We start from the raw sequence: 23,838 nt of genomic DNA on the forward strand, positions 1-23,838 counted from the left end.
GGCCGTCTCCCGTCAGAGCGCCCCCAGCAGCCCGGTGAGGACGTTCCCGCTCTTCACCAGGTCGACGATCTCGTCCCCCCGGCCGTTGAGGACGGCGCGGGCGCCCCACAGGCCGAAGCCCTTGACCTCCTCGGGTGTGACCACCGGCGGCATCGAGAGCTCCTGGTGGTTGGTGACGGCGTCCAGCAGCGCGGGGCCGGGATGGGCAAGCACCTCGCGCACCGCCGCCTCGACGTCCTCCGGCCGCTCCACCCGCACGCCGTGGATGCCGCAGGCGTGTGCCATCGCCGCAAAATCCGGATTCTCGAGATCGGTGCCGAACTCCAGAAAGCCACCGCCCTTCATCTCCAATGCGACGAAGCCCAGCGAGCCGTTGTTGTACACCACCACCTTCACCGGCAGCTTCTGCTGCGCCAGCGTCAGGAAATCGCCCATCAGCATGGCGAAGCCGCCATCGCCCGACAGCGAGATCACCTGGCGGCCGGGGTACGACGCCTGCGCCCCGATCGCCTGTGGCAGCGCGTTCGCCATCGAACCGTGGTTTAGGCTGCCGAGCATCCGCCGCCGCCCGTTCATCTTGAGGTAGCGCGCCGCCCACACGGTGACGGTGCCGACGTCGAAGGTGAACAGGGCGTCCTCGGCCGCGACGTCGGAGACGACCTTGGTCAGGTATTGCGGATGGATCGGCTTGCCCGGCTGCGCGACAGCCAGGTCGTCCAGCCCGTGGCGCGCCTTGACGTAGCTCGCCTTGGCGTCATCCAGGTGCGCCGCGTCCGTCTTGGGCTTGAGCATCGGCAACACCGCGTCGATCGTCGCGCCGACGTCACCCACCACGCCGAGCTCGACGGGCGTCCGCCGCCCGATGCTCTCGGGCCGGATGTCGACCTGCGCGATGGCCACATCCTTGGGGATGAACTGGCGGTAGGGGAAGTCCGTGCCCAGCATGAGCAGGGTGTCGCAGTCCATCATCGCCTGGTAGCCGGACTTGAAGCCGATCAGGCCGGTCAACCCTACGTCGTAGGGGTTGTCCCACTCGACATGTTCCTTGCCGCCGAGCGCATGGACGATCGGCGCCTGGAGCGTCTCGGCCAGCCGCATCAGCTGCGCGTGCGCGCCTTGGCAGCCACGCCCACAGAACAGGGTGACGCGGCGGCCCTTGTTGAGCAGCGCGGCGAGCGCGTCCAGCGTCGGCCGGTCGGGCACCACCACCGGGCGCGCGAGCCGCAGGCCACCCGGCGGGGAGATCGGGGCCTTATGATCCTCGAGCGCGATGTCGCCGGGGATGACGACCACCGACACCGAGCGGTTGCCGATGGCCGAGCGGATCGCGGTCTCGAGGATGCCGGGGAGCTGTTCGGGATTGCTGACCAGCGCGCAATAGTCCGAGCAGGCGCGGAACAGCTCGTCGGGCCTGGTCTCCTGAAAGTAGTTGCGGCCGATCTCGGACGACGGGATGTGCGCGGCGATGGCCAGCACCGGCACCCGGGTGCGCTGGCAGTCGAACAGGCCGTTGATGAGGTGGGTGTTGCCCGGCCCGCACGATCCCGCGCACACGGCCAGCTCGCCGGTCAGTTGCGCTTCCGCGCCGGCGGCAAAGGCGCCGACCTCCTCGTGGCGGACATGCACCCACTCGATGTCGCCGCGGCGGCGGAGCGACTCGGTGATGCCGTTGAGGCTGTCCCCCACCACACCATAGATCCGGCGCACGCCCGCGGCGTGCAGAACTTCGGTGACGAGATCGGCTACCTTGAGCGTCATGATGCGGTCCTCCCGTTCAGATCAGTTGCAGGCCGAGCACGGGCGCGGTGTCCGCCCGGGTACGGCGGCAGGCGTCGGCGTCCGTCTTGAGGTCGATGCCGTAGGTCGGCACGATCTCCTTCAGCTTCGGCAGCCAGGCATCCTCGGTCAGCTTGTCCGCGAAGCATTTCTGCAGCAGCTCGATCGCGATGAACGCCGCGGTCGATGCGCCCGGCGACGCGCCGAGCAGCGCCACGATCGACTTGTCGGCCGAGGCGAGCAGCTCGGTGCCGAACTGCAGCGTGCCCCCACCGTGGCCGTCCGGCTTGATGATCTGCACCCGCATGCCGGCCACCGCCTCCCGCCAATCCTTGGGATCGGCATGGGGGTAGAAGGCCTGCAGCGTCTCGAACTTGCCGCGGTGCGTCTGGATCACCTGGTCGGCGAGATATTCCTCCAGCTTGAAGCCATGCACCGCCACGTCGAGCAGCGGCCCCAGGTTGCCGACCCGGACCGACTTGAACAGGTCGAGATAGGAGCCTTCCTTCAGGAACTTGGGGCTGAACCCGGCATATGGCCCGAACAGGATCGAATGCTGGCCATCGACCACGCGCATATCGAGGTGGGGCACCGACATCGGCGGCGAACCGTGCGCGGCCTTGCCATAAACCTTCACATGGTGGAGCGCGGCGATCTCCGGATTGTCGCAGCGCAGCCAGATGCCGCTGACCGGGAAACCGCCATAGCCGTGCGCCTCCGGGATGCCCGACTTCTGGATCAGCGGCAGGGCCGCACCGCCCGCGCCGACGAACACGAACTTCGCTACCGTCGCGACGGTCCCGCCCGCCGCCCGGTCGGTGGCCTCTACGCGCCAGCCGCCGTTCTCGCGGGTGAGGCCGGTCACCTCATGGCTGTAGTGGATCGACGTGCCGTCCTGCGCAGCCAGATGGTGGAACAGGAGGTGCGTCAGCGTGCCATAGTCGACATCGGCGCCCGTGATCATGCGCGTCGCGGCGAGCGGCTCGCTGGCCACCCGGCCATCGATCACGATCGGGGCCCAGCCGCCGATCTCGTCGGGGTCTTCCGTGTGCTCCATCCCCTCCCAGCAATGGTGCGCGGACATGGCGGCGTAGCGCTTGCGCAGGAAGACGAGATCCGCGTCGCCGACCACGAAGCTCAGGTGCGGGCAGGAGCGGATGAAGGCAGCAGGATCGGGGATCGCCCCGGTCCGCACCAGATGCGTCCATAGCTGCCGGGACAGGTCGAACTCGACGTTCACCTCGAGCGCCTTCGAGATGTCGATCGAGCCGTCATCCCGTTCGGTCGTGTAGTTCATCTCGCAATTGGCGGCATGGCCGGTGCCGGCGTTGTTCCACCCGTGCGAGCTTTCCTGGGCGCAGTCGTCCAGCCGCTCGAAGACGGCGATGGAGAGCGACGGGTCCAGTTCCTTCAGCAGGGTCGCCGCCGTCGCGCTCATGATGCCGGCGCCGATCAACGCGATGTCGACGGAGGCGGGGATCGGGCTATTCACCATGGTTGGTCCTTTCTCGGTCATGTCCGCCTTGGCGGGTGAAGCCGGCTTCCAGCCCCTCCGGCAGGATCACATAGGCACGACGCCACGGCTCCTCGCCGATGAGGCGCCAACGGTGGCCCGAGCCGCTCGTGTCCTCTGCCAGCAGGACGTCGCCTGTCCTGATGATGAAGGTGGCGCCGTCACGGGTCTCGAATTCGAGCGTGCCGCCCAGCGTGAGCACCAGCTGGTGGGTCGGTGCGGGATGCCAGGCCAACGCATCCTTCGGCTGGGTCTCGCGGAACGAAATTGAGGATGCCGCCACCGCTTCGCCGATCAGGTCGCCGCCATGTCCGCCCGGCAAGGCCAGCTCGCCTTCCTCGAACACGGATGCGCCGTTCGCATCCGTCCAGATCCTAATACAGCGTATCATCGCGAAATTGCTCTTTCTTCTAGAAGGCCCGTGCCCGCCGCCGGGCGCACCATACGTTTAGCTCCCCGCGGGCGAGGGTACGATCACCTGTCTCGACGATTACGGCGGCGCCGCCATTCGCCAGGGACGTCAGCGCCAGGGCCGATTGCCGGCAACCCACCGCGCGGGAACGACATGAACGGTCGGATCCGTCACGCTAGCTCGGCCAGCCCTCCAGAACGATTTTGCCGCGGGTGGTCGCGCTTTCGATACGGCGATGCGCCTCCATGAGGTTCTCCGCGTTGATCGGTGTCAGCGTGTCGGTCGCGGTGGTGCGGATACGACCCGCGTCGACGAGGTCGGCGATCTCATCCAGCAAATGCCCCTGCTCTCCGACGTCGGGCGTGTCGAAGAGCGTGCGCGTGAACATCAGCTCCCAGTGGATCGACACGGCCTTGCGCTTGAATGGCACGACGTCGAAGCTGTCGGGATCGTCGATCAGCGCGAGGCGGCCCTGCGGCGCGATCAATTCGGCGATATCGGCGGCGTGGCTGTCCGTGTGGGTCGTCGAGAAGACGAATGCCGGCGGCTCCAGGCCCAGCGCCGCGATCTGGGGCGCGAGCGGACGAGTGTGGTCGATCGTGTGATCCGCACCAAGCGCACGGACCCATTCCTGCGTCTGCGGTCGCGATGCCGTCGCTATGACCTGCAAGTCGGTCTTGGCATGCGCGATCTGTACCGCGATTGAGCCGACCCCGCCTGCGGCACCGATAATCAGGATCGATTGGGCGCCGCTCGCCGGCTGATCGTTGACCTTGAGCCTGTCGAAGAGCGTCTCCCACGCGGTGATCGCCGTTAGTGGCAGCGCGGCCGCCTCCGCTACGCCGATGCTGTGTGGGCGGTGACCGACGATGCGTTCATCGACCAGCTGATATTCGGCGTTGCTGCCGTCGCGCGACAGGTCGCCGGCATAATAGACCGGATCGCCCGTCTTGAACCGGGTCACATCGGGTCCGACTGCCTCGACCACGCCGGCGGCGTCCCACCCGAGAACACGTTCGGCACGACCGTCGAAAGGCGCACTGGAAGCCCGCACCTTCGCGTCGACCGGATTTACCGACACTGCCTGGACTGCGACCAAAAGGTCCCGTCCTGCCGGTACAGGCCGGGCGATCTCCAGATCGACAAGGGCCTCGTCTTGTTCAATGGGACCGGGATGGCGATAGGCGACGGCGCGCATGTGATTGCTCCTCGATTGATCGTGACGATATGTTGGCGCGGGATCGTGCTTTGTGCGATCGCGCGCCGGGGTACGCGGCGGAAGCCGTAGTTAATCAACTCGACGGCAAGACGGTAGACGATGGTTTCTGCCCCTACGCACCATGCCCGGCGGCTCTGCCGTTACGCTGGCGAAGTCATTCCTGCGCGCTGACGGATCGACTTTGGCAGAACCGGAAGTTGGTGATTCGGAGCAAGCGTGAGGTGTTTAAGAAGGTCTCTCGTGTGTCGGTTGCAGCCAATCTGCACGAAGTGGGCTGGTGTCATAGATGAGAGTCGCAACTGAACTTTAAAATGCTAGAAAATGTATGTTTTGATAGTTGTCGATCATCTATCGAACAAGCTGGGGCTACGGCTGGCCTGTCGCAGCGCGACCTTTGCTCTAGAACATAGAACAGCGCACGTCCCTTGAAGACGAGGGGCGAGCGATCGAAGCGGACTTTGCCTTTTACCGCCGTTCTCACAGCCTGAAAGACAACGGACCGCTTGATCACTCGCCGGCGCTTCGGCGCTACGGCGCGGTTTTAGAACTGAAGTGGCGGCGACAGGTAGTTTTGCTGCGGATCCCCGTCAAGCATATCAGCTGCCTTGGCCAGGAACTCCTTCCACGTCGACGAGTCATTGTGGGCGTAAAGAGAGTCATGATCGCGCCAAGTTTCGTAGGTGATGAAACGCCCCGGACGCTTCTCGTCCTCGTGCAACGCATAGAGGCTGCAGCCGTCTTGGGCGCGGAAGACCTTGACGGCAGGAAGGAGCAGAGCACGAACCTCGTCTGCCTTATCGGGCTTAGAGGCGAGGATCGCGATAATATAAAGTTCCCGAGACATAATCCATCCTTCTGCTGGAGGTGATATTAGAAGAGTCGTTGCGCGTTAGAATACCCTTTGTCAGCTTAACCCAGCTCTTACGTCAACCGCGCTCCCAATCGCAGCTACGGGGGGCAGATGATGTCCAATCGTCTACTCGCCGTCCTCGCCGCGACCGAGGCTAGGCCTGCTTGGATTTTGATGGTCTGGTTATTGTCTGAGCCAACCTCATCACCGACACGCGCATTACTGACGTTCCCGGAAGGCGAGGTCGAGACTCAAGAATGAATAGTCGGCAGCCCTCCACGAATGGAACCTTGGCGCTTCCTGTGAGTGGAGCCGAAATTATGCCCGTCAATGAAGCCTCGTGCTGCTTCGATTTCACACTCAATGGCGAGGTGTTCAGCCCCGACATCTGGTGGATCGGATTGAGAATGTACCGGTCTGGCTCTGACGTCCAGATCTTGGCGATGCATTTGTAAGATTTAAGGCCGCTGAGCGGCTTAAGTTGGCGGGCGAAGTTGTAGATAATGTACGGGCCTTCCACCTGGGCGCGTATCTCGTTTTAAGGACGGTGAGGACCACGGTCGCCCCGCCGCTCTGGATCTTGGGTTTGCTATGGCAGGGATTGATCCCGTTGACGGTGGGAGTTATCTGGCTCAGATTCCATGCCGCGCCGATGGTTTTGGTGCATGGATATTTGTTGGCCAAAACCCGCCGCTGCTTCCCGACATAGGACGTTATCGGTGAGGATCGTATGGATCCGGTAGGTACTACTTTCAGCAGGTGTTCGAGGAACTCCCACGCTGTCCGTCGATCAGCATTGTCGACCAGTCGAGTGATCGCGAACTTGTCGGTGCGATTTATGCCCACGAACAGGTAGAGCTTGCCTTCGTTGGTCTGCACCTCGGCGATATCGATGTGGAAGAAGCTGATCGGGCAGCGTTTGAGCGCTGGCACTTCGATCTATTACCCTCGACGTCCGGTAGCGAGGAGATGCCGTGCCCCTGCAGGCAACGATGCGACGTCGACCGCGTCAGATGCGGATCATCGCCTAGAACGTAGAGGCAGTTATTCAGCGCCAGCAGTGTCTTCACCGCCGTCTTTGGGTTGATCCCCGCTCCCGGCTCAGCGTCGCGAGCGAATTTTGCAATCGCCGTATTGTTGCCCGGACGGCGTGCGTGGCCGTGGCGCATCCTGACGTACCTGTCCCATACGGCTTCCTTCCATTTCAGCGAAGGGATGCACCATCAAGCTGTGGATCAAACACTTAGACGGCGATCGGGGACCCCGACGGATATATCGCAGGAGAGGGCCGCTGGCCGCGCCTTGCTGCGACAAAACCGGTCGCCAAACGGGCAGCCGGTTCGCCAGTACAAGCCGCCTAGAATAAGAAGGCGAACGACGCAGGGACTTCCAGGACGTGGCGTCTACAAACGTTAGCAATCCATCCACGACACCAACCGGGGTGCCGAGTGTGAGATCCCTCTCGACAGAACGCCCGCCGCCCTGACGATAAAGCGGCCAGCCTTGATACAATCGACGTCGCTTCTGTTGGCGCCGATGATTGATCGCCGGCGTATGTGCGTCAGAGCTTGTCCTTCAGACCCTTGGCCGCGGTGAACGAGACCTTCTTCGACGCGGCGATCGTCATGGCTTCGCCGGTCGCCGGGTTACGGCCCTGACGCTCCGGCCGATCCTTGACGGCGAACTTGCCGAAACCCGGGATCGAGACTTCCTCGCCCTTTGCGGCCGCGTCCGCGATCTGATCGAAGACTGCAGTGATCACCTTCTTGGCGTCGGCCTCACTCGAACCCGTTGATGCGGCGACGCCCTTGGCCAGCTCGCTAATGTTCATGTTATTCATGCTCCCTAGGAAAACGCGCGGGATCCTTACCGGTGACGAGCGACGACACCAATACCCCGCAGGATACGGAGAACGTCCGAGCGGTCGCGACAATGCTCGACAAGCACGAGGATCACGACGTGACCGTGGTTTATGCGACAGTCGGCTGAGTAGGGCTGAGCGCTAACCTCGCGGTTGACGCCATGAGAACCCAAACATCGACATCTAACGCGCGGCCTGCCGTTCGCGGGTGATGCGCGGATCCTCGTACAGGTCCCGCAGCGCCCGCAGCCGAAACGCATTCCACCAGCGTTGCCAACGATGCTCAGCCGCATCGTGGATCATGTGGCAGCGCTGGCAGAGCGCCCGGAGGTTAGCCGGATCGCTGTTACTTGGATCATGATCTAAGTGCGCGCACGCCAGCACGACATAGGTCGTTCGGACGCTCGTTAGTGTGAAACCGCCCTTCATTGAAACCCGCTTGCCTCGGCTTGATCGCCAACACCTCGCATCGGCATCCCACCAGCGTCCATCGCCAAGGTGAGCGACCCGCCGAAGGTGCGGCCGACCGCATTGCTCGCAGCGCCTGCCGGCGCGGTCGAACCGGATCGCGCCTGACAGCTGCTGCCAGTCGATCGGGTAAAGCCAACGGTTTTCGGCACGGATCGGCATCGCATTTCTATGAGTCACGCGACCAGCCTTGGAAAGCTGATTTTCGCCGTTTGTTTTCACACCGTTTTGCAGGTGTCCACCGCGAAACGATGAACCGAGAGGATCGAGGCTTGACCAACAGGGCTCGGCAACGGAACATAAAGGGAACGAGTAGAGTCTAATTCTTATGCCCGCCGCCCTTGATTCATCAGCGCCGACAATAGCGCATCTTCGGACGATCGCCACACCCGCGACCGACGGGCGGCTCGGGGCAGGGGGCCTTCGCGCTGGCGCGCTACACGAGGCGACGGCGCAGAGCGCCACGATGGTCGACGACGCGGCAACGACCCTTTTCCTCGCCAGCATCGCCGCGCGTGAAGCCGCTGTGACAGGCGGGCCGGTGTTGTGGGCGAGCTGCCGCGCCGACCTGTATGCACCTGCGCTGGAGCAGATCGGCTTACCGGCCGCAGCCGTGATCCATGCCCAACCGCGCGATGACGCGGCCCTTCTGGCGGTGATCGAGGATGCGGTGCGCGACGGTACACCGTCTGCCATCGTCGCAGAGGCGAGCAAAGTCTCTATGGTCGCCACCCGCCGCCTGCAGTTGGTCGCGGCGGAGGCTGACATGCCGGTCCTGCTTTTGCGCCGTCGACGCGGGCTCAACGAGGATCCGCTTGCCGAACCATCCGCGGCCTGGACGCGCTGGCGGATCGGCACCGCACCGTCCGAACGGCTTGAAGTCGCAGGTGTAGGAAGGGCGAGATGGGCGGTGGAGTGCGCTCGCCAGCGTGGGGGTGAGGGGTTCTCCCTGATTGTGGAGGGCAGCGATGAGACGGGTCGTCTCGCTGTTCCTGCCGGACTTGGCCACCGAGCGGCTGAGACGGTTGGAACGGTCCGCTTCGCGGCAGCCTGAACGGCCTGTCCTCGAGCTGCCGGTAGATGACGACCCCGGCGCCTGTTCGGTGCCGCGGGGCGGCGGTTGGCGGCCAGGTGCGCGGTGGGCACGCGAGGGCCTGCCTTCCCGCGCCGACGTCGAGACGCAGATCGCGGCGCTGCCAACACATGCGCAGCCGCCTATGCGCGAGCTCGGCCGGCGATCGGAGGCAGCAAGCCACCCTTATAAGACCGTAATCGCAGGGCATCCGGCGCCAAAAGCATCGCCGTTGGATATTAAAACCCATGGCTTTCCACCCTTGGCGCTTATCGGGAAGGCCGGCCGGCGCGAGGAGGTGGTTGCTGCCTGCGAAGGCGCACGGGCGCTTGGCATCCATCCCGGTATGGCTGCGACCCATGCGCGCGCTCTCGTATCGGATCTCGATTTCCGTCCGGCCGAGCCGGAGGCTGATGCTGCACTCCTCGACCGCTTGGCGCTGTTCGCGGTTCGGCGCTGGTCTCCGATTGCTGCTGTCACGCCCGCCGATGGGCTCTGGATCGACCTTGCTGGCTGCGCGCATCTGCATGGTGGTGAGGAGCGGTTCTGCAGGCGGCTGATCGCCTTCTGCCGTCGTGCCGGCTTCACCGCACGCGTGGCCGTCGCTGATACGGCAGGGGCGGCCCATGCCCTCGCTCGCTTCGGCCGCAGCGAGCTGACCCGCGTCGAGCCGGGTGCAACCGCTAGTGCGATCTCGCCGCTGCCGATCGTCGCCTTGCGCTTGGCGCCGAGCGCCATCAGCGCTGCCAAACGCTTCGGCTTCGAGACGATAGCGGATCTGCTGCCGGTCGCGCGTGGGCCACTGGCGCGTCGGCTCGGTCTGCCGGCAATCACGCGTCTGGACCAGGCGCTCGGCGCCGTGGCCGAGCCAATCACCCCGCGCGAGGATGCCGAAGTTCCGATCGTCGAGCGTCGCCTCCTTGAGCCGATCGGCACGGCCGAGGCGATCGAACAGGTTATGGGCGACCTGCTGAACGATCTTGCGCAGGTCCTGCAGGCGCGAGGCTTGGCGCACGGGCACTCCGCCTCACGGCTTTACGCGTCGACGGCACGGAACAGGTCGTGGGTGTCGGCACGTCGCGCCCGACGCGCGAGGTATCGCACCTTCTCAGGCTCCTGAAGCTCAGGATCGAGAGGATCGACCCCGGCATGGGCCTCGAGCAATTCTGGCTGGTCGCGCCGCATACCGAACCGCTGGATGCGGTCGACCTTGGCGCGGTCCTCGCCGGCGAGACTCTGGTGCGGGACCCTGCACGCCTGGTCGACGTCATCGCCGGCCGGATCGGGGGCTATGCCGTCTACCGGCTTGCGCCCGTCGAAAGTCACGTGCCGGAGCGGGCCGTCACCCGCTCCGACCCGGTGGAGATGCCAGGATCATGGCCCGAGTGGAAGCGCCCGATCCGTCTCTTCTCTCGGCCGGAACCGCTGGCGCGCGTGATCGCGCTGATGCCGGACTAACCACCGCGTCGGTTCGAGTGGCGCGGCAAGACCTACAAGGTTGTCGCCGGCGACGGCCCCGAGCGCGTGCACGGCGAGTGGTGGCGGCGAGACGCCGAGATATGGGCGGTCCGCGACTATTACCGCGTCGAGGATGAGGCCGGAGGGCGATACTGGGTTTTCAGGCGGGGTGACGGTTTCGAGGACGAGACCGGCGACCTGTCCTGGTGGATGCACGGGGTCTTCGGATGACCCACTATGTCGAGCTTCAGGTGCTCACCCACTTTTCGCTCCTGCGCGGCGCATCGTCGCCTGAGGAGCTGTTCGCGGCCGCGGCGCTGCTGGGCTACCCCGCGATCGGCGTCAGCGACATCGGCGCCGTGGGCGGCGTCGTGCGCGCATGGGAGGCGCAGAAGGCCACAGGCGTTCGCTCGATCGCGGGCACGCGCGTCGATCTGTCCTGCGACCGGCGCTTGTTGCTCTATCCGACCGACCGGCCCGCCTGGTCGAGGATCACGCGGCTGCTGACCGTCGGCAAGAAGCGGGCAGGTAAGGGCGGGTGCCTTCTCCATTGGCACGACCTCGAGCAGTGGTCCGAGGGTGTCGTGGCCATCCTGCTCCCGCACGAGGCGGACGACGAGAATGTCGCCGCGCTGAAGGACCTGAAGGCGATCTACGGGCGTCGCGGCTATATGGCCCTGTTCCAGCGGCGCCGGCCGGGGGACGCGGTCCGCATCGATGCGCTGGCGCGGCAGGCGGGCGGGGCAGGCGTCCGGGCCGTCGTAACTGGTGACGTGCTCTATCACGCGCCCGAGGCACGGCTGCTGCAGGACGTTGTGACCGCGGTGCGCGAGAAATGCACCGTCGATGAGCTTGGCTACCGCCGCGAGGTGAACGCAGACCGCGCGCTTAAATCGCCCGACGAAATGGTTCGGCGATTCCGCGCCTATCCGGACGCGCTGCAGGCAAGCGTCGATATCGCGGGCATCTGCACCTTCGACCTCGGCGAGCTGGCCTATCAGTATCCGCACGAGCGCCTGATCGAGGGCCTGACGGCGCAGCAAGCCCTGCAGAAGCTGGCGACTGAGGCGGTCGAGCGCATGTTCGACGGCAACGTGCCCGAAGCCTACACCACGCAGATCGCGCATGAGATGCGGCTGATCGGCGAGCTTGGCTACGCGCCGTACTTCCTCACCGTCTATGCGATCGTGCGCGAGGCGCGCCGGCGCGGAATCCTCTGCCAGGGCCGCGGCTCGGCCGCCAACAGCTGCGTATGCTTCGTGCTCGGCGTCACCTCGATCGACCCGATCAAGCATGAGCTGCTTTTCGAGCGCTTCGTGTCGGGAGAGCGCCGCGAGCCGCCCGATATCGACGTCGACTTCGAGCATGAGCGCCGCGAGGAGATCATCCAGTGGATCTACGAGACCTATGGGCGTGATCGCGCGGCGCTGACGGCGGTCGTGACCCGTTACCGCGCGCGCGGCGCGGTGCGGGACGTCGGCAAGGCGCTGGGCCTGCCGGAGGACCTGACCTCCTCGCTGGCGGGGCTGGTCTGGGGCTGGTCGGCCGAGGGTGTTGGCGAGAAGCAGGTGGACGAGCTCAACCTCGACATCGCCGATCGCCGGCTGCGGCTGACACTCGACCTCGCGCGCAAGCTCATCGGCGTGCCGCGCCACATGTCGCAGCACCCGGGCGGGTTCGTGCTGACGCATGACCGCCTCGACGACCTGGTGCCCATAGAGCCAGCGGCCATGGAGGACCGCCAGATCATCGAGTGGGACAAGGACGACATCGATTCCTTGAAATTTATGAAGGTCGACGTCCTCGGATTGGGGATGCTCGGCTGCATGAACCGCGCCTTCAACCTGCTCGAGCAGGACAAGGGCATCCGGGTCGGGTTGGCCGACCTGCAAGACGACGACCCCGACGTCTACGCAATGATCCAGAAGGCGGACACGCTCGGCACCTTCCAGATCGAGAGCCGCGCGCAGATGAGCATGCTGCCGCGCATGAAACCGCGCCGCTTCTATGACCTCGTGATCCAGGTAGCGATTGTGCGGCCCGGGCCGATCCAAGGCGACATGGTCCACCCGTACCTGCGCCGGCGCGAGGGACTCGAGCGGCCCGAATACCCGCGGCCCGAGCTGCGCGCGGTGCTCGAGAAGACGCTCGGCGTGCCGCTGTTCCAGGAGCAGGCCATGAAGGTCGCGATCGTCGGCGCCGGCTTCACACCGGCCGAGGCGGACCAGCTGCGCCGCGCCATGGCCACGTTCAAATTCACCGGTGGGGTCAGCCACTTCAGCGAGAAGCTGATCGAGGGCATGGTCGCACGCGGCTATCCGCGCGAGTTCGCCGAGCGCACCTTCCGTCAGCTCGAGGGCTTCGGCTCCTACGGCTTCCCCGAGAGCCACGCCGCCAGCTTCGCCAAGATCTCCTACGCGAGCAGCTGGATGAAACACCATCATCCAGACGTGTTCTGCGCCGCGCTGATGAACGCGCAGCCTATGGGCTTCTACGCGCCCGCGCAGATCGTCCGCGACGCGCGCGAGCATGGCGTCGAGGTGCGACCACCTTGCGTCAATGCGAGCCGCTGGGATTGCACGCTCGAGCGAACAGGCGGGCGCTATCTAGCGGTGCGGCTTGGCCTGCGGGTGATCCGCGGCCTATCGAACGCTGACGGGGCCAAGATCGTCTCCGCGCGTAGCACCACCGCATATGACTGCGTCGAGGACGTCTGGCGCCGGTCGGGCGCACAGCGCGCCGCGATCGAGAAGCTGGCAGACGGCGATGCCTTCCACAGCTTCGGCGCGGATCGCCGGCAGGGGCTCTGGAAGGTGAGGGGCCTTGGCGAGGCTCCACTGCCGCTCTTTGCCGCGGCGGATCGCGCGGCCGAGACACTGAGCGCGGAAGGCATCGAACCAGAGGTGCAGCTGCGGGGGCTAACCGACGGCCGCGAGGTGATCGAGGATTACCGCAACCTGCAGTTGTCGCTCCGCGCTCACCCGCTGACGTTCGTGCGGGACGAGCTGACACGTCGCGGCGTGACACGCTGCTCGGATCTCGCCAGCGTCCGCGACGGCCGCCATGTCGAAGTCGCGGGCATCATCCTGGTGCGTCAGAAGCCCGGTTCCGCGAAGGGTGTGCTGTTCATAACGATCGAGGACGAGACCGGCGTCGCCAACGGCATACTTTGGCCCGACCGCTTCGAGGCGCAGCGCCGCACCGTGATGTCGGCCTCCATGGTCGGGCTGAAAGGGCGCGTGCAGAAGGAAGGCGAGGTGATCCACGTCATCTGCGATCGGATCGTCGACCATGGCGACCTACTCCACCGTGTCGGAGATATGTCCTTCCCGCACCGCACCGGGCGCGGCGATGCCGGCCAGCATCCAGGCTCACCGGATCGCGGGGACAAGGGATGGCAGCCCGAGCCGCGCAACCAATACTGGCCGCCCCATGCGGACGGCAAGGATCCTGAGGAGGTCGTGCGCTTCAAATCGCACGACTTCCACTGATCCGTGTCGACGCTGCCTCGGCACCAGCGCGTGGTGATCGCGCTGTCGGTCCACATCCTGCGCGCCGGCGTCGCCAAATGCTCCGAGACGACCGTTGACGGGATGGAGGTACGGCTCGCGCTGCGCTGTCTCCTGCCGCACTGCCCTGAACGCTGGCCACTGGAGCTCTACTGGGACGCCGCCTCGCAGACGAACGAGATTGGCCGCGCGCAGGGCGTCACCGCGGCGTTCAACGGGATAGTGCGCCAATTGCGGAAAGCAGGACGGTACGAGGACGTTTCGCCGCTGTGAGAAGCCGGCCGACGAACGACACCTCTTACCGAACGCTAGGCGAATGGGCGGCCGATCGCGCCGACATGCGGATCGTTTGTTCGTGCGGCCGCACCATCAACTTTCCGGCCTAGCGGATCCTCGAGCGCTTCAAAGGTGACGGTGAGGTCGCCAACAAAATGATCCGACTACGCTGCCGCGGCTGCGGGCGGCGGGGACACGCCTCCCTATCGGCGATCCCGGCGTTAAAACGCTGATCTACAGGCTTGGTCAGGGGGTGAGTGGCGCCTCGCTACGCGGGGGGGGGGGGGGGTATGAGCAGCGAGGCGCCAATCGGACCTGATGCCGGGGGGGGTGACATCGGTCGGGGTAAGAACCGTCCTCGTAGCGCCCTGTTCCATAGAAAGAGAGGTCGCAACGAACGTCGTGGAGCCTATCGCATGCCGTCGCGGTGATCGATAATATGCGCGGATGGCCAAGCATGACGCGCCGGAAAGTCCCGACGACATTCGAAACCTGCTCGCGCACCTGCTAGCTGGCGCTGCCGGCAACACCGAGGCGTATTGGAAGAAGCAGATAGGCGAGGTGGCCGCGCTTCCGATCGTTTTCCACCCCCGGTCGAATTGGAAGATCGAGCCCACCGGAAAGCCGGAGGAGCTACACGCCATCGCCAAAGCGGCGGATATCGTTCGTGCCGCGCATCCCTATGTGCCGTCGCCTAAAGGCTTCGGAGCCAAGGCTTAGATCCGCCGCCCAGCGGGTTCATCGGCCGAAGGCCGCAAGCACGATCGCCAGCGACATGACGAACAGCGATAGCCAGATAGCGATCTGCCCGAAGACATGCAGGACCAGGCCGACCCAGGAATACCGCTGGCGCAGCAAAACGGCGCTTCCGACAGCCACGAAGAACGCGATGGTGGCCGGCATCGTTATTGAAGGCGACCGAGACAGTGACGCCTCGGCTAAGGGCATCAGCCCGATCGCCATCACGAGCAGCCATGAAAACCCAAAAATAAGGCTGCCCGTCAGGTCAGTCAGCGCCGGCGGGCGGTGCTGACGAGCCGTAAAACGTCGACGATCATGCGTTGCCAACATGTTCATATCGCTCTACCTTATAGGGCGAGGTGCGCCATGCAAATTGATCCCAGCCAGCCGATCATGTTCGACAACGACGCCATGCCGGGCCTCGGAGCCGGATATTGGCAGGTGAATCCGTTTGCCGCTACTCATCGCGAAGATGCTGGCGAGATGATCGGCGCCGACGCAGATAGTTCGGTCTCCCCAAGAGCAGTGAAGCTGATGGCGGCTGCAATAGTCACCGTCGCGGCCGGGTTCGTCGTTATTGGGGGCGTTTCGACCTTCCTGTTTTGAGTCACGGCTTTTTTGCTCCAGGCGGGGCTTGGGCGAAATCAGCCGTGGCGACCCGACCGAGACGAGCCGTGTCATCACCGACCTCGCTCGCACCTGCTGCGATGACCCCCCGCTCAGCGGAAGTGTCGGGGCGGCCGACAGAAACAGGATGCGCCCCCCCCAGCGGACGGCCTCCTGAATAGCGGCCCGCAACTGAGGCCTCAGAGGCGACGCCCGGCAATTTCATGCCCGCAAGTGCAGGATCGGACAGCGCCGATTGAATGTCGCGCTCGATGACGCTGGAGCGTTGCTCGGCCCATTTACCGATGGCGGTGTTTCGGGCAGCTTCTTGCGGACCGCTAAGGTTGGTCTGCCATAGCTCCGGCAGCATATTTCCGCCGGGGCTATTACGGTTTTCGTTCTCGTACCAACGCGTCAGGTCGTTTCGAAGATCGGTTGTGAGGTTGAAGCCGTTGCTTTCGGCGAAGCTTGCGTGCTGCTCAAGTGAGCGAGACAGCTCTCGATAGTGACGTGCCTGCTCTGTGTACGAGTTGATCTTGGACTGAGACTCCTCAATCGCGCGAGTACGAGCCTCACTTTGTTCAGATCTCTGAGTCGTACCATTTTGGTAAAACTTGCCGTCTTGCGTGGAAACGCCAGCACCTACGGTATGGTCAGAGGTTACACCGCCGGTGACAGAAGCCGTCTTGTCGTGGTTGCGCTGGGACGAGTTAGTATCGCTGGTGGTGTCAGCGTTCGTCCAGGAGCGGTTGTAACCGCCTGTAACGTCCGCCTTGCCTCCCACGCCGGCGCCAGTTGGGCCAGCACCGACGCCCGCTTTTGCGTTAGCACTGACACCAAGCGATCCGCCGATCGACCATTGGCCGGCGTCCGTCGAGTTTTTACCGGTGGAGTATTGTGACGTCGTTCCCGCACCAGACTGCTCGCGAAGCTCAATGCCACCCCTCTGGCCAGCGGTACGCCGGTCCGATCGATCAACGGTCGTACCGCCGCGATCGCCAGCGCTTGCGTCGAAGGCAGTCGAGTTTCCGGACGACCACGAGTGCCCATTGCGAAGGGCCTCGAGGTGCTGGGTTTCTCTCCTGCTGGCTTCTTCGTAGCCGTCAGCAATTCGGGCCGCAAAAGATGCCTGTCGACTCTCAGTTGCCATAGCCGATTGAACGGTCGAAGCACTGAACGGCAGATTGTTGATAGCCTTGCTAGTATCGTGGACGTTGAACCCATCGCCGTTGTTAGTGGTGAACGAGCCATTGTCGTGGCGGAAACTAGACGAAATCCCACCGGTTGCGAACGTCGGTGCGTCTGACCACTGATTGCTCTGGCGCATATTCGACGTCGAGTTGGCGAAACTGGTGTTACCGTAGCTGTAGTTGCCGGTTGTCTGCTCCGCAGCCGCAGCCTCGGCTGCGTTCTGTGCCGGCGAGAGGACCGAGGTGGCCTGCCCGGAAATGCTCATCGCTCCCTTTGCAAGGCCCGCCGCCAGGAACGGCACGCTCATCAGCATGAAACCCGCGATCGTCGCGGTCTCCGCGTTGACGGCTCCGATGCCGGCGTATGTCCCAAGCGAAGTTCCACCCTCCGCGACCCCCTGCGCTGCCCCCGTCGCCCGGGTCATGCAGATCATGTGGAGGATGACGTACAGCGGCCCCCATGCGGCCAGGTAGAAGAAGCCCGTCAAATAGCCCTTGAGCGCGGCGACGCCCGTCTGTGGCATCAGGAAGAGCGGGAAGATGACCGGGAACATGGCGTAGAAAACCACGGTCAGAACGATGTTGAGGATCGGCACCCAGCTCATCGCTTGCTGCGCGATCGAGTTGTACGTGTTGCGCGCCTGGATGTCCGCGCGCGTCGTCGCGAACGTGTCGATCGACGCAGCGCCAGGGCCGCCCGCCATTCCGTCGCGGGCCTCCATGAACGCGTTGATCGCCGTGTTCTGCCTGACGATCGCCTCGTAGTTGGCGCTCGACGCGGTGAAGGCCTGATTGACGATCGGGACGTCGTTACGGAGCTTGGCCGACGCGACTGCGGTCGACAGCTTTGGATAGGTCGACTTGGCCCACAGCGAGGTGTGCGCCTCGATCATCGAGTGCCACTGGCCATTGAGCATGCCATAGGCCTGCCGGCAGGAGATGATGTTGCTCGTCGTCGACGCGCCGGACCGCTCGACCCAAGGCTGCGATCGCGCGGCCGAGCCAGGAGCTAGGGATTCCCAGAGGTCCTTTGCCGCAGCGAGGTCGGTCATCGACTTCTGCCCGAGCATGATGTCGCCGAAGACGCAGTTTTTGAAGTGCGCGGACAGGTTGGTCGCAAACTCGGCGTCACGGATCTGGAACTGGCGCGTCGCGTCAAGCAGGCGGGATCCGTAGATCATGCCGTTGGTCGAGTAGCTGAGCTGGCTCGGCATCGTGAAGACGGTCTCGGACGTCCGCGTCAGCCAGTCGCCGACTTGGCTGGTAAAGCTGGCGATGACGCCCAACCCGAGGGGCACATTGTCGACGACTGCGGGCGCCAGCGATGGGTTGATCCGGTCGGTCACCTTGACCGTGACGGTCGGCACCATCAGGCACATGTAGATGAGGCTCGAGCCGATGAACCAATTGAGCCATGCGCGCACGTTCATCGTGAACGCGACGGACATCAGGGCGTAGATGAGGCCGAGGACCATGACCACACGGAGGAGGCCACGGTATCCGCCTCCGCTCGTCCACGCGGCTACCGCATTGAACGTGTTGACGATGTATTCGCCGCCACCAATCGTGAAGACCTCGACCATCGCGTCTCGTCCTTAGTTGAGGCCCTGCGAACTCAGTCCGCGCGAGAAATTGAGCGACGCTGCCATCGCCGGCGACATGCTGTTCTGGAGCGTGGACTCGAGCATCACCGACTTGTTGATGAGAGCGATCGTCTGGTTAAGCGTCTCTTTCAGCTTGAAGTCGCGCTGAGAGTACCGCTGCCGTGCCTCGGCAAGCTGATCGCGCCACATCTTGCCCATTTCCGCGTCCGCCGGCTGCACCTGAACCGTCGATTGGCTGACCCGATCGAGCATGTTCTCGATCATCGAGGACAGGAGGTTGACCGCGACAATCTCGGCAAGCGCGCTGGTCTCGCCATCGGCGAAATTCTGGTGTGCCATCGCCTGCACTGCCAGCATCTTGTAGAGCGGCAGTGTGGTCATGTTGAGGAGCTGCTGCTCCTCGGTGTTGAGCGGGCTATCCGAGCGGATCTTGAGGTTGATGTTGTCGATCAGCCCCTTGATCTTACTGCGAAGGCCAGGTCCAGGACGGAGCGTCTGCTCAGTCATGTTCAGGCACTGCTCCTCATCATCGCATCGCAGGATTTTCACCGGCGTTCCGGTGCCGGCGCCATCGAGCAACGCCGTTACGATGGCGTCTTCCGCAGGGCCGACAAAGCCGACAATCCTGCCTTCCGCGGCCTTGGGATTGATGACGATCGTACCAACAAGCGTCATCAGAAATTCGGAGAACTCCTTGTCCGTGCCGGCAAATTTGTTCGACTTTCGGATTGCGTCCCACGTGTAGTTGCGGGGTGCTCCCGGGATCTTGTCGGCCATAGCCGGGTCGGTGTTTCCTTCGAGCGTCGAGTCCTGCTCACCGCCGGCGCCGCAGCCCTGCCGCGATTTCGCCCAATCGGAAAACTTGCCCTGGCTGTTGCCGACCGCAGCACAGATCGTCGAGCGCGCGCCCGCCATCTTCGGCCAGACCGAGCCGACCAACCCTTGCGCCGCCTCGCACGACGAGATGTTCATCTGGTTCATTTGCTGGGCTTTGTTGGCCATGCCATCCATGACCTTCCCGATCTCCGGTGACACGCTGTCGATCGCGAGCTGGAAGGCAAAGCCAAGGGCGTTGTTCGCCGTCGCCTTCAACATCGCCACCATCTCGGCACCGTTGATGAAGCTGAAAGAGCCAGTGAACAGGTCGATACCACCGCAGCCGGCGGATACCTTGGGCATCTGCAGGTTGAACGGCTGCACGCTCTTTTGCGGGAAGCGCGTCCAGACGTTGCCCATCGAGTAATAACCAGCGGTCTGCCCTTGATACGCGCTGGGACCGGTCACGTTGGCCGCGCCGCCCGCGTCCTGGAAGAAGCTGTTCATCGCACCGGCGACGTCAGCACGGGCGATATCAACGGGGACCATGCTCGCAGCGCCAAGCACCGCGATCGCCGAGGCGGTCCGCCGCAGTATGACGCGGAATGGTGAGGGGCGAGGGGAAGGGGTGGTGGTCGCCATCAGAAGTCACTCCCGACCTTGGCGTTGGTCAGCATGAAAATGCGCTCCATGACCTCATCGGCCGACATCACGCCGAAGCCGATCGGGACGGTCTTGCGGGTGACGGTGTCGAACAGCACCAGCGCGGGGGTCGCGAGCGGCACGCCCATGCGTTGGCGCTGGCCGCTATCGACGACATAGTTGGGGAATTGGCGGCTCGGCCCGCCGTCGGTCGACACCGCCATGACGGTGATCCGGTGGCTATCGGCAACCGAGCGCAGGATCGGCGAGAAGACCTCGCAGGCGGCGCAGGACTGCGCGAAGAAGTAGAACATGCCGTAGCGCTGGCCGAGGCGCGACAGGACCTGGTCGCGGGTCGCCGACCGGTTATCGGTCCAGGCCCGCTTGGCGACGGTCGAGACGGGGCGCTGCAGAGTGTAGTCGATATCCGGGTTCTGCCAGAGCGCCCGCTGCCAGGTGTCTGAGAAGGTCGACGCTCGGTCGAGCTGCTCGCGCTGATAGCGGACGTAGGCGATCACGTTGGCCTCCGTGGGCTCGAGGATCGCGCGGGCCTTGAGCTCGTCCAGCTGCTTGGTGATCGCTTTCAGGCGCTCGCTGGAGGACGCCTGTGACTGAGCGGCCGTCTGTGGTGCCGACGGCTTCGCCTTGGGCCGCTCGCAATAGAACCACTGCCCGAGGCGGCGCTGCCCGCAGTAGAAGTCGTCGCCGCGTTGCTCGTTGCGGCTATCTGCCGCGAGCGTAGGCTCGACGGCGTCACCGGCCTGTGCGGTATCGTCGGGCGCCTCGGACATAGCCGCGCTTTGCAGATCGAGCGTCTGCGCGATCGCCGGGGTCGCGGCTGGCGCGATCGAGGCCAGCAGCATGAGGATAGAGGCGGCCAACCGGCCGGTGCGCTTAGTCCTGAGAGTCGTCATCGTCATGCTCCCCGTCGAGCTCAATCATTGCCAATTTGAGGACCGACATCATCCGCGCGACGTCGAGCATCGAGGTGCCCTGGTCGAGCATGCGGACGATGCCGCGTAAATGGCTGCGGCCGTGTTTGCGGCCCTTGATGGTGGCGCGCATCCCGCTCTCGCGGCGGACCAGCCATCCCGCATCGACCATGCGCGGGAAGGACCGTTCGACGTCGCGCGGATCGATGTCGCACTGGAACCAGTGGGAAATGGTGGTCGACACTTCGCCGGCGGAGGTGCCGCGCGCCGATCGGTGGATGCGTAGGAAGATAGCCAGATCGAGGACCGACATGTCGATCGTGCACGGTCCCCCCGGACCGTCCGCGTCATTTGCGCCCGTGAAGGTCATAATACCCCTGAATCTTGGCTTGAATGTCGGTCATCACAGAGACCTCATCGGGCAGCTTGGCTGCATCCATGAACTCCGCGTAGACCTCGGAAAAATCCATCTTCGACAGGTCGAGGCGCTGGAACTCCTCGATAGAGAAGCCCTTGCAGGTCTCATCCTTTGGCTTGCCCCACGGCTTGTTGATTTGCTGGCGACCTTGCTCCTGTAGGATTCGGGAGAGTTTGCTGCCGAAGCAGCAGTACGCGTCCTTCGACGTGACGCAGACACCGAGGATCTTGTCCGAACAGTAGGACCCGACTTTGTGGCAGAGCCCCTTGTCATCCTTCTCATCGAGCTGTTTTTCAGCCGAGCTGCACAGCCAAGGTGTCAGAAGCGGCACGCCCTTGCCCGAACAGCAATTCGACGCGCCAAAGATCTTCTTGTTGCAGGTGCCGCGCTCGCCGGAGAACACGGTGAGATTGTTGGGATCGAACTGCTTCCCCGCGTCACCGATCGAGTGGAGCGCAACCAGCGCATCCTTGAACTCGGTCGAGGCCTCACGCTCTATCGTCTCGCAATTGCCGTTCAGGCAGTAGACGTCGCCGCCACAGACATACTGCTTGTCGGTCGATGCCTTATCATCCGGCAGCGGGCAGCTGTAGATGCGCTGCGACACCTTGCATGCACCCGACTGCGGGTCGTCGAGACACTCGTCCCGCAGGAAGCTGCAGAGCTTGTTCCCGTCGAGGGCGCTGCAATCATTCGCCGGCGTGAGACGCTGGCAGGTGAACGTCCGCGACCATGCCCAGCAGCTCTGGGTGACCGGCACGCCCTCGATGATCCGCGTCTCGGGACCCTCGGTGCAGACCTCCGCCGCTTGCGGCACGCAGCTCGTATCCGCGCCGAGCGCCGGGCAGCTTCCCTCGTTCCGGGTGACCGTGACGCTGGTCTCGCCTTCCTTCTTCACGAAGACGGTGTTGGTCTTGAAATTCCAGTGTGACGGGATCTCGCCCTGCCGGATCTCGCTCGAGCACGAGTATAGCTGCGCGGTGCCGCTCTGCTTGCTCTTACAATATTTGCGATAATCCTCGACGTTCGTGCCGCCTGCGCCAAGGTCGATCTGCGCATCGCACACGTGCTTGGAAACCGGCTCGGTACGGCACACGCCGGCTGCCACCTTCGCCTGCATCGTGCTCGCGCGGGCGAAGCCCATCCCCTCCTGCTTATCGGGGGTGGCACCGTAGTAGAACCAGCGCGACGTGTTCACGACATGCGGCACCATCGTGCCACGGCAGCTCTCGGTCGCTTCAGTGACCTTCGAGCCCTGGTTGCAGGTCGCCTCGTAATAGCCCTTGCCACCCACCGACGGTGGCAGCGGGGTGCAGGTGCCCTCGGTCCCGCCGATGCTCTGACCGCCAAGATAGGCCTCGGGATCCTTCTCGATCGCGGAGCCGCGCGAAGTAGCCGCGAGGATCTCTGCGTTGCTGAACCGCGGCCGGGTCCGCCCCTTGTCGGTGACCGTGCCGAACGCATCGTCGGTTCCTGCCTTCGCGCCACCATCCGCTGCGAGCCGATCCGGATCGTCGAAGTAGACCTTCTCGGGCAAATCCGTGCCGGCATAGCCCGGCAGCTGCGCGAGCTTCGCATCGTTCGGGCCTAGGCTCTCGTCGGCACGCATCGCCTTGCCGAGATCCGCGCCTTGCTTGCGTGCCTCCTCGATCGTCGTCTGCGCGACGACGCCGCTCGTCGCGCCGGCGACGATCGCGATCAGCAAAGAGAAGGCGACGCGCTTCACCTAGGCGCCCTTGGCCATGTTGCGCAGGGCCACGGCAGAAACGCCAGCACCGGGGCCGTGCGCCGCGACGAAGGTGTCCAGCACATAGCGGACCGACACGTTGCCCGTCATGCGATCGTGTGCCGGCACCTGGCTCTTGCACGACAGACCCGAACACAGGTCAAAGTCGGACGAGACGGCGACGTAGGTCGGCACCGCCTGAACGTCGAAGGCGCGGAACAGGCGGGGGTCGATACCGACGTTGGCGAGCTGATCCTTGTCGTTCACGACCTTGCTCAGCATGGCGCTGAACGTCTTCATCGAGTTGTTGGGGAAGCCCCGGAACACGACGACACCGCCGGCCTTCGAGGTGTCTGCGATCAGCTGACGCAGCGCAGGCACCGGCATCGACAGGCTTGCAAAGGCAATGAACTGTGGCGCGTCGCCACGCGAGGTCGCGACATTCTGGCTGGCGCCCTTGATGATTTCATCGAAGTCGAAGGCGCCATCGCCGTTGGTCGGCAAGTCGGCCTTGGCGAGGTTCACGAGATTGCCGGTAGCCCTCGCCTGCACGGCGATCGCGTCCTCGCGGAAGGCGTCGCCGCGGTTGCGGACGTGCTCGGCGAACGTATCGGCGTCGCTTTGCATGGCGGCCGAGCGGCGCTTGATCGCCTCGAGGTCGAGCCCGTCGACGGTTTGGGCGATCGCCTGGATGCCGGCGAACCCGGCGAGAGCGGCGATGACGATGGTGATGCGGCGCATGATCCTCT

Annotated in this window: 22 protein-coding genes and 1 pseudogene; 8 read left to right on the plus strand and 15 right to left on the minus strand. The window is 64.3% G+C overall.

Annotation, left to right across the window (positions count from 1 at the left end; genetic code table 11):
• Nucleotides 1-12: 12 nt before the first annotated feature.
• From poxB to AC07U4_RS22170, 8 genes are all read right to left on the minus strand, one after another.
• Nucleotides 13-1,758, minus strand: a complete 1,746-nt coding sequence (gene poxB / locus AC07U4_RS22135; RefSeq protein ID WP_495197118.1) for a ubiquinone-dependent pyruvate dehydrogenase — start codon at nt 1,756-1,758, stop codon at nt 13-15.
• 16 nt (nt 1,759-1,774) lie between these two features.
• Nucleotides 1,775-3,271: a malate dehydrogenase (quinone) gene (mqo, locus tag AC07U4_RS22140; protein ID WP_495197119.1), complete on the minus strand. Its 1,497-nt coding sequence runs from the start codon at nt 3,269-3,271 to the stop codon at nt 1,775-1,777.
• Entirely contained in the window at nt 3,261-3,635 is a 375-nt protein-coding gene (locus AC07U4_RS22145) for an AraC family ligand binding domain-containing protein (protein ID WP_495197120.1), read from the minus strand. Before AC07U4_RS22145 ends, mqo begins: the two co-directional genes overlap by 11 nt.
• 241 nt (nt 3,636-3,876) lie before the next feature.
• On the minus strand, nt 3,877-4,899 hold the full coding sequence (locus tag AC07U4_RS22150; protein ID WP_495197121.1) for a zinc-binding alcohol dehydrogenase family protein: 1,023 nt from the start codon (nt 4,897-4,899) through the stop codon (nt 3,877-3,879).
• A gap of 562 nt (nt 4,900-5,461) precedes the next feature.
• A complete protein-coding gene (locus AC07U4_RS22155; RefSeq protein ID WP_495197122.1) occupies nt 5,462-5,764 on the minus strand; it encodes a putative quinol monooxygenase in 303 nt (100 codons plus the stop codon).
• 381 nt (nt 5,765-6,145) lie between these two features.
• A complete protein-coding gene (locus tag AC07U4_RS22160) occupies nt 6,146-6,703 on the minus strand; it encodes a hypothetical protein (RefSeq protein ID WP_495197123.1) in 558 nt (185 codons plus the stop codon).
• A gap of 628 nt (nt 6,704-7,331) precedes the next feature.
• Nucleotides 7,332-7,601 (minus strand): HU family DNA-binding protein, encoded by a 270-nt coding sequence (locus AC07U4_RS22165; RefSeq protein WP_495197124.1) that lies wholly within the window; start codon nt 7,599-7,601, stop codon nt 7,332-7,334.
• Nucleotides 7,602-7,814: 213 nt separating this feature from the next.
• Nucleotides 7,815-8,261, minus strand: a complete 447-nt coding sequence (locus AC07U4_RS22170; RefSeq protein ID WP_495197125.1) for a hypothetical protein — start codon at nt 8,259-8,261, stop codon at nt 7,815-7,817.
• A 304-nt stretch (nt 8,262-8,565) separates the two neighbouring features.
• On the opposite strand from AC07U4_RS22170, the gene AC07U4_RS22175 reads away from it, so the two are divergent.
• From AC07U4_RS22175 to AC07U4_RS22205, 7 genes and pseudogenes are all read left to right on the plus strand, one after another.
• On the plus strand, nt 8,566-9,153 hold the full coding sequence (locus tag AC07U4_RS22175; RefSeq protein ID WP_495197126.1) for an ImuA family protein: 588 nt from the start codon (nt 8,566-8,568) through the stop codon (nt 9,151-9,153).
• A complete protein-coding gene (locus AC07U4_RS22180) occupies nt 9,068-10,291 on the plus strand; it encodes a Y-family DNA polymerase (RefSeq protein WP_495197127.1) in 1,224 nt (407 codons plus the stop codon). Before AC07U4_RS22175 ends, AC07U4_RS22180 begins: the two co-directional genes overlap by 86 nt.
• Before the next feature lie 29 nt (nt 10,292-10,320).
• Nucleotides 10,321-10,629, plus strand: a complete 309-nt coding sequence (locus AC07U4_RS22185) for a hypothetical protein (RefSeq protein ID WP_495197128.1) — start codon at nt 10,321-10,323, stop codon at nt 10,627-10,629.
• A 63-nt stretch (nt 10,630-10,692) separates the two neighbouring features.
• Nucleotides 10,693-10,860, plus strand: a pseudogene (locus AC07U4_RS22190) (DNA polymerase Y family protein); the annotation flags it as partial.
• Nucleotides 10,857-14,120 (plus strand): error-prone DNA polymerase, encoded by a 3,264-nt coding sequence (locus AC07U4_RS22195; RefSeq protein ID WP_495197129.1) that lies wholly within the window; start codon nt 10,857-10,859, stop codon nt 14,118-14,120. The pseudogene AC07U4_RS22190 and the gene AC07U4_RS22195, both read left to right, overlap by 4 nt.
• Before the next feature lie 3 nt (nt 14,121-14,123).
• Nucleotides 14,124-14,411, plus strand: a complete 288-nt coding sequence (locus tag AC07U4_RS22200; RefSeq protein ID WP_495197130.1) for a hypothetical protein — start codon at nt 14,124-14,126, stop codon at nt 14,409-14,411.
• Between the two features lie 450 nt (nt 14,412-14,861).
• Nucleotides 14,862-15,134 carry a hypothetical protein gene (locus AC07U4_RS22205; protein ID WP_495197131.1) on the plus strand — a complete coding sequence of 91 codons (273 nt, stop codon included), beginning with the start codon at nt 14,862-14,864 and terminating at the stop codon, nt 15,132-15,134.
• Between the two features lie 18 nt (nt 15,135-15,152).
• Here the strand turns inward: AC07U4_RS22205 and AC07U4_RS22210 are convergent, their stop codons facing one another.
• Nucleotides 15,153-15,491 (minus strand): hypothetical protein, encoded by a 339-nt coding sequence (locus tag AC07U4_RS22210; protein WP_495197132.1) that lies wholly within the window; start codon nt 15,489-15,491, stop codon nt 15,153-15,155.
• Nucleotides 15,492-15,521: 30 nt separating this feature from the next.
• On the opposite strand from AC07U4_RS22210, the gene AC07U4_RS22215 reads away from it, so the two are divergent.
• Entirely contained in the window at nt 15,522-15,761 is a 240-nt protein-coding gene (locus AC07U4_RS22215; RefSeq protein WP_495197133.1) for a hypothetical protein, read from the plus strand.
• A gap of 1 nt (nt 15,762) precedes the next feature.
• On the opposite strand, the gene AC07U4_RS22220 is transcribed toward AC07U4_RS22215, so the two are convergent.
• Genes AC07U4_RS22220 through trbC form a run of 6 tightly spaced genes read right to left on the minus strand, consistent with a single transcriptional unit; the run spans nt 15,763 to nt 23,830 of the window.
• Complete coding sequence (locus AC07U4_RS22220) at nt 15,763-18,534, minus strand: conjugal transfer protein TraG N-terminal domain-containing protein (RefSeq protein ID WP_495197134.1); 2,772 nt, start codon at nt 18,532-18,534, stop codon at nt 15,763-15,765.
• Nucleotides 18,535-18,546: 12 nt separating this feature from the next.
• A complete protein-coding gene (locus AC07U4_RS22225; protein ID WP_495197135.1) occupies nt 18,547-20,013 on the minus strand; it encodes a conjugal transfer protein TraH in 1,467 nt (488 codons plus the stop codon).
• Nucleotides 20,013-20,933 (minus strand): conjugal transfer protein TraF, encoded by a 921-nt coding sequence (locus tag AC07U4_RS22230; protein WP_495197136.1) that lies wholly within the window; start codon nt 20,931-20,933, stop codon nt 20,013-20,015. Before AC07U4_RS22230 ends, AC07U4_RS22225 begins: the two co-directional genes overlap by 1 nt.
• Nucleotides 20,908-21,315 carry a hypothetical protein gene (locus tag AC07U4_RS22235; protein WP_062126145.1) on the minus strand — a complete coding sequence of 136 codons (408 nt, stop codon included), beginning with the start codon at nt 21,313-21,315 and terminating at the stop codon, nt 20,908-20,910. Before AC07U4_RS22235 ends, AC07U4_RS22230 begins: the two co-directional genes overlap by 26 nt.
• Nucleotides 21,293-23,089: a conjugal transfer protein TraN gene (locus AC07U4_RS22240; protein ID WP_495197137.1), complete on the minus strand. Its 1,797-nt coding sequence runs from the start codon at nt 23,087-23,089 to the stop codon at nt 21,293-21,295. The genes AC07U4_RS22235 and AC07U4_RS22240 overlap by 23 nt, the downstream gene beginning before the upstream one ends.
• Nucleotides 23,090-23,830, minus strand: coding sequence for a type-F conjugative transfer system pilin assembly protein TrbC (gene trbC, locus AC07U4_RS22245; protein WP_495197138.1), 741 nt, complete (start codon nt 23,828-23,830; stop codon nt 23,090-23,092).
• Nucleotides 23,831-23,838: the final 8 nt, after the last annotated feature.

The organism is Sphingomonas sp. GW821-FHT02B09 (assembly GCF_059421875.1).

Excerpts from the sequence above, each read along its gene's own strand:
- AC07U4_RS22150 (WP_495197121.1), bottom strand. The coding sequence starts at position 4,899 with ATGCGCGCCGTCGCCTATCGCCATCCCGGTCCCATTGAACAAGACGAG.
- AC07U4_RS22235 (WP_062126145.1), bottom strand. The coding sequence starts at position 21,315 with ATGACCTTCACGGGCGCAAATGACGCGGACGGTCCGGGGGGACCGTGC.
- AC07U4_RS22210 (WP_495197132.1), bottom strand. The coding sequence starts at position 15,491 with ATGAACATGTTGGCAACGCATGATCGTCGACGTTTTACGGCTCGTCAG.
- poxB (WP_495197118.1), bottom strand. The coding sequence starts at position 1,758 with ATGACGCTCAAGGTAGCCGATCTCGTCACCGAAGTTCTGCACGCCGCG.
- AC07U4_RS22195 (WP_495197129.1), top strand. The coding sequence starts at position 10,857 with ATGACCCACTATGTCGAGCTTCAGGTGCTCACCCACTTTTCGCTCCTG.
- AC07U4_RS22155 (WP_495197122.1), bottom strand. The coding sequence starts at position 5,764 with ATGTCTCGGGAACTTTATATTATCGCGATCCTCGCCTCTAAGCCCGAT.
- AC07U4_RS22180 (WP_495197127.1), top strand. The coding sequence starts at position 9,068 with ATGAGACGGGTCGTCTCGCTGTTCCTGCCGGACTTGGCCACCGAGCGG.
- AC07U4_RS22230 (WP_495197136.1), bottom strand. The coding sequence starts at position 20,933 with ATGACGATGACGACTCTCAGGACTAAGCGCACCGGCCGGTTGGCCGCC.
- AC07U4_RS22225 (WP_495197135.1), bottom strand. The coding sequence starts at position 20,013 with ATGGCGACCACCACCCCTTCCCCTCGCCCCTCACCATTCCGCGTCATA.
- AC07U4_RS22175 (WP_495197126.1), top strand. The coding sequence starts at position 8,566 with ATGGTCGACGACGCGGCAACGACCCTTTTCCTCGCCAGCATCGCCGCG.
- AC07U4_RS22215 (WP_495197133.1), top strand. The coding sequence starts at position 15,522 with ATGCAAATTGATCCCAGCCAGCCGATCATGTTCGACAACGACGCCATG.
- mqo (WP_495197119.1), bottom strand. The coding sequence starts at position 3,271 with ATGGTGAATAGCCCGATCCCCGCCTCCGTCGACATCGCGTTGATCGGC.
- AC07U4_RS22220 (WP_495197134.1), bottom strand. The coding sequence starts at position 18,534 with ATGGTCGAGGTCTTCACGATTGGTGGCGGCGAATACATCGTCAACACG.
- AC07U4_RS22170 (WP_495197125.1), bottom strand. The coding sequence starts at position 8,261 with ATGCCGATCCGTGCCGAAAACCGTTGGCTTTACCCGATCGACTGGCAG.
- AC07U4_RS22185 (WP_495197128.1), top strand. The coding sequence starts at position 10,321 with ATGGGCCTCGAGCAATTCTGGCTGGTCGCGCCGCATACCGAACCGCTG.
- AC07U4_RS22165 (WP_495197124.1), bottom strand. The coding sequence starts at position 7,601 with ATGAACATTAGCGAGCTGGCCAAGGGCGTCGCCGCATCAACGGGTTCG.
- AC07U4_RS22205 (WP_495197131.1), top strand. The coding sequence starts at position 14,862 with ATGGCCAAGCATGACGCGCCGGAAAGTCCCGACGACATTCGAAACCTG.
- trbC (WP_495197138.1), bottom strand. The coding sequence starts at position 23,830 with ATGCGCCGCATCACCATCGTCATCGCCGCTCTCGCCGGGTTCGCCGGC.